Below are 3980 nucleotides of genomic sequence, written 5' to 3'. Positions count from 1 at the left end.
CTTTCAAAAGGTATTATAGATAATAAACATTTTATATCATATCCACAAACTTCAATCTCATTACCATGACTATCATAGATAAATGGGACATTCCTTAATTTCGCCGCTAAAGGGGCCCATCTATTTATACCATATATATGTTCAGCTATTATTATATCGGCCTCATTTATTTTAGAAATCATTTTTTGTATTGAATCAAAACTACCTATCCATGAGCTTAATTTTCCCGGTAAAGATTTAATGACATTTAATTCAGAGGCCCACGACAACATAGATGGATCAGACAAATCTTGAAGAAACAGCTTTATATCGAAATATTTCGAAACTCTTGAATATAATTCAAAGGTTCTTATTTGTTGGCCTTTACCTGGTTTTGATAAATCGGTATCGTCTATCAATGCTATTGTAAGTTTATTCGTGAAAACCACCAATTCTATATTAAATTTTTAGGATAAAAACTTTTATAATCATTATAGCCTTTTATTATAATAAATATTAACTGAACTACCTTTTTGCAAAAACTCTACCCACTAACTTATTTAAAATTAATACAATATTATACCTTCCAAGGTTCATCTTCCTTAAAGAACTTATCTTGCAATAAGGGCTCCCACCACCACTTATTTTGATTATACCATTCATAAGTCTTTTTAAGTCCTTCGCTTAGAGATGTTACTTCGTATTTAAGTTTAGTTGACATACAATAAATCCTATCGTGACCAGGTCTATCATCTACGAATTTTATTGATATGTCTTTCCCAATAACACGGCCCAAAAGCTTAAGAAGCTCTAAATTAGTAACCCTTTGACCTCCGGGCAAATTATAAACTTCACCCTTCCATTCTGCCTTTTTAATAAGATCCCATATTATTTTAGCAGTATCTTCAACGTATATCCAATCCCTTTCTTGACTACCATCACCATATACTGGAACGTGAAGGTTCATTAAGCTCCTTATTATAGCTTTTGGTATAAACTTCTCAGGAAACTGTCTTGGACCGTAATTATTAGATGGCCTTACTATTATATTTTCAACGCCATAAGTTCTTGAATAGGCTTTAACAAACATATCTCCTGATGCTTTAGATGCACTATATGGCGATGAAGGGTTTAAAGGAGAGAGTTCATCAGCACACCTCTCACCATAAACTTCGTCAGTAGATATATGAACATACTTAAAACCTAACCTCCTTGATGATTCTAATACGTTTACTGTGCCCATTACGTTTGTTGTTACAAAGTCTTGTGGCCTATATATAGATCTATCTACATGACTCTCTGCAGCAAAGTTAACAACTATATCCGGTTTGAACTCTCTTAAAATATCATGAAGTTTATAGTCTCTTATATCAGCCTTTATAAATTCATGCTTTGTTCCTTTAAGATTTTCAAGTCTTCCTGCATAGGTTAAAAGGTCTATTACGAGAGGTTTTATATTTCTATTATTAAGCTCTCTTACGAATGCAGATCCTATGAAACCAGCTCCCCCAAGAATTGCTACTTTAATATCTTCCATAACTTACACCTCAAGAGAAGAGCGCTCTCCTATTATAAATCTCATAGCAAGAGGCCTTTTATTTATCCTTAATATTTTAGAGCTTTGACCAATAAGAGAATCTCTTAACGATACACCACTTATATTAGACCCATCCAAAATAACAGAGTTTTCTATATCAGAGTTTTCTATATTACAGCTATTCCCTATCATTGTATAAGGGCCTATGTATGAATCCTTTATTATAGAATTATATCCTATAAATGTAGGTCCTATTACTCTACTATTAAAAACTTGAGCTCCTTCTTCAACTGTAACCCTTCCATCAATTGATGATCCATTAGATATACCCTTAATAGATCTTTGGTTAAATTCGTCAAGAAGAACCATATTAGCTTCCAATATATCCTCTGGAGTTCCAGTATCTTTCCACCATCCATCTACTATATCATAATATATTTCCCTATTTCTATCTAAAAGGCCTTGTATAGCATCTGTTATTTCCAATTCATTTCTTGGACTAGGCTTTAAATTCTCTATTACATCAAATATTTCTCTTGTAAAGGCATATACACCAACAAGAGCATAGTCGCTTATAGGTTCTTTAGGCTTTTCTATAAGCTTAGCAATTTTTCCTTCTTTAATAATTGCTACACCAAACCTATATGGATTTTGAACTTTTGCAAGTAATATTGATGCTGACCCCTTAAAATCAACTAGCTTTGATAAATTATAGGGAACTATATTATCTCCTAAATAAACTAAAAACTTTTCTCCAACCAGATTTTTTGCTCTATAAATTGCATCCGCTAAGCCTCTCGCTTTACCTTGATAGATATATTTTATTTTTACTTCAAATTTTGAACCATCCCCATAATATTCAACAACCTTTTGTGGATTGTTATCGCCCAAAATCATAATTATATCACTTATGTTAGCTTTCTTTAATTGCTCAATAACCCACTGTGAAACAGGCTTACCTGCTACCTTTATTAATTGTTTTGGTCCAGTATGGGTTAAAGGTCTTAGCCTTGTACCTTGACCTCCATGCAAAACTATTGCTTCCATACCTATCACCTATACAATTAAATATCTTATATTATTTTCTATGCTATAAAAATCAAAACCTAATAAAGCCTTTGCCTTACTTATATCAAGAGATGAATCGAAAGGTCTTGCAGCTAACCAATCTCCCCCTTTATCAATTTCATGTATATCATTTATGTTTAAATTCAGCATCTTAGCAATTTTTATAGCAATTTCATATCTTGAAATTCTTTCTCCAGCTATATTTATAATACCGGTTTTTCTCAGCTCAATCACTTTAACTATTGATTCTGCAAGCAACTTAGCAGATATTGGGCTATAATATCCTTTATATGCATATACTTGTTTCCCAGATTTGAGTTGCTTCACTACAGTTGCTAGAAATCCTTTATGCCTAAAAATACCTGAAGTTCTAATTATAATTGAGTCGTCGTATGAAAGAGCATAAGTTTCTCCTAAAAGCTTTGAAAGTCCATAATAATTTATTGGATTTGGCTCGTCATCCTCCTTATACAACCCTTTCCTACCATCAAAAACATAGTCTGTAGATATATGAACTAAATAAGAACTTGAAACTCTAGAAGCCCTAACAATGTGTTTTACAGCTTCAGCATTAATTTTAATAGCTAAGTTCCTCTCTTTTTCACATTTATCTACATCTGTTAAAGCAACTGTATTTATTATAATATCTGGGGAGAGCTTTATTATAAGATCTTCGACTAGATCAAAGTTAGTAACATCGAGCTGAATCCCTTTTCCCAATGGGTCTAGTTTATGATAAGTGTAAGCTCCATCTTTAGCAAGCTGTATTAGTTCAGTACCCAACTGACCGCTACCAAGTATGAGAAATTTATACGACATTATGTTCACCTAAATTAATAAATTATTGGCTTTCGCTTCTTTAATTGTAGGCCATTTAGAGTCCTTTTCAGATAATATTGGTGATTTTATCGGCCAATTAATATTTAAATCTGGATCATTCCATCTTATACCTGCCTCCATTTTAGGCTCATAATCGTTATCTATTAAATAGACAACAATAGCATCTTCACTTAATACCTCAAATCCATGAGCAAACCCCCTTGGTATATAGAGCATGTTTTTATTTCCTTCAGAAAGATTAACTTTAATGCTTTTCCCAAATGTTGGAGAACTTTGCCTTAAATCAACAGCAACATCAAATATTTCACCTTTCAGTACTCTAACGATTTTCGCTTGCACATATTTACCGAGTTGATAATGAAGTCCTCTTAGTACTCCTTTTCTTGAATAAGATTGGTTTTCTTGCACAACATTAAAATCTATACCAAAATTTTCAAATGTTTTTTTAACAAAAGTTTCCATAAAGTAACCTCTACTATCATTAAATATTTTAGGCTTTATTAGAATAACATCAGATATATCTAATCTTTCGAATTCAAAAGGCAATCTATACACC

General features: G+C 32.3%; 4 protein-coding genes and 1 pseudogene. All 5 read right to left on the bottom strand.

Annotated features, from left to right (window positions below; all coding sequences use genetic code 11):
- A pseudogene (locus RXO53_RS07935) lies at positions 1-428 on the bottom strand (hypothetical protein); the annotation flags it as partial.
- Positions 429-556: 128 nt separating this feature from the next.
- Complete coding sequence (locus RXO53_RS07930; RefSeq protein WP_410713681.1) at positions 557-1507, bottom strand: dTDP-glucose 4,6-dehydratase; 951 nt, start codon at positions 1505-1507, stop codon at positions 557-559.
- Between the two features lie 12 nt (positions 1508-1519).
- Entirely contained in the window at positions 1520-2563 is a 1044-nt protein-coding gene (locus RXO53_RS07925; RefSeq protein ID WP_410713679.1) for a glucose-1-phosphate thymidylyltransferase, read from the bottom strand.
- 9 nt (positions 2564-2572) lie between these two features.
- Positions 2573-3403 (bottom strand): SDR family oxidoreductase, encoded by an 831-nt coding sequence (locus RXO53_RS07920; protein ID WP_410713678.1) that lies wholly within the window; start codon positions 3401-3403, stop codon positions 2573-2575.
- 9 nt (positions 3404-3412) lie between these two features.
- Positions 3413-3970: a dTDP-4-dehydrorhamnose 3,5-epimerase gene (gene rfbC / locus RXO53_RS07915; protein WP_410713680.1), complete on the bottom strand. Its 558-nt coding sequence runs from the start codon at positions 3968-3970 to the stop codon at positions 3413-3415.
- Positions 3971-3980 lie beyond the last annotated feature (10 nt).

Origin of the sequence: Caldisphaera sp., from assembly GCF_046536515.1 — an archaeon.
Lineage (GTDB): Archaea > Thermoproteota > Thermoprotei_A > Sulfolobales > Acidilobaceae > Caldisphaera.
The sequence above is the reverse complement of the archived record's forward strand: the minus strand, read 5'-3'. Positions and strand labels throughout refer to the sequence as shown.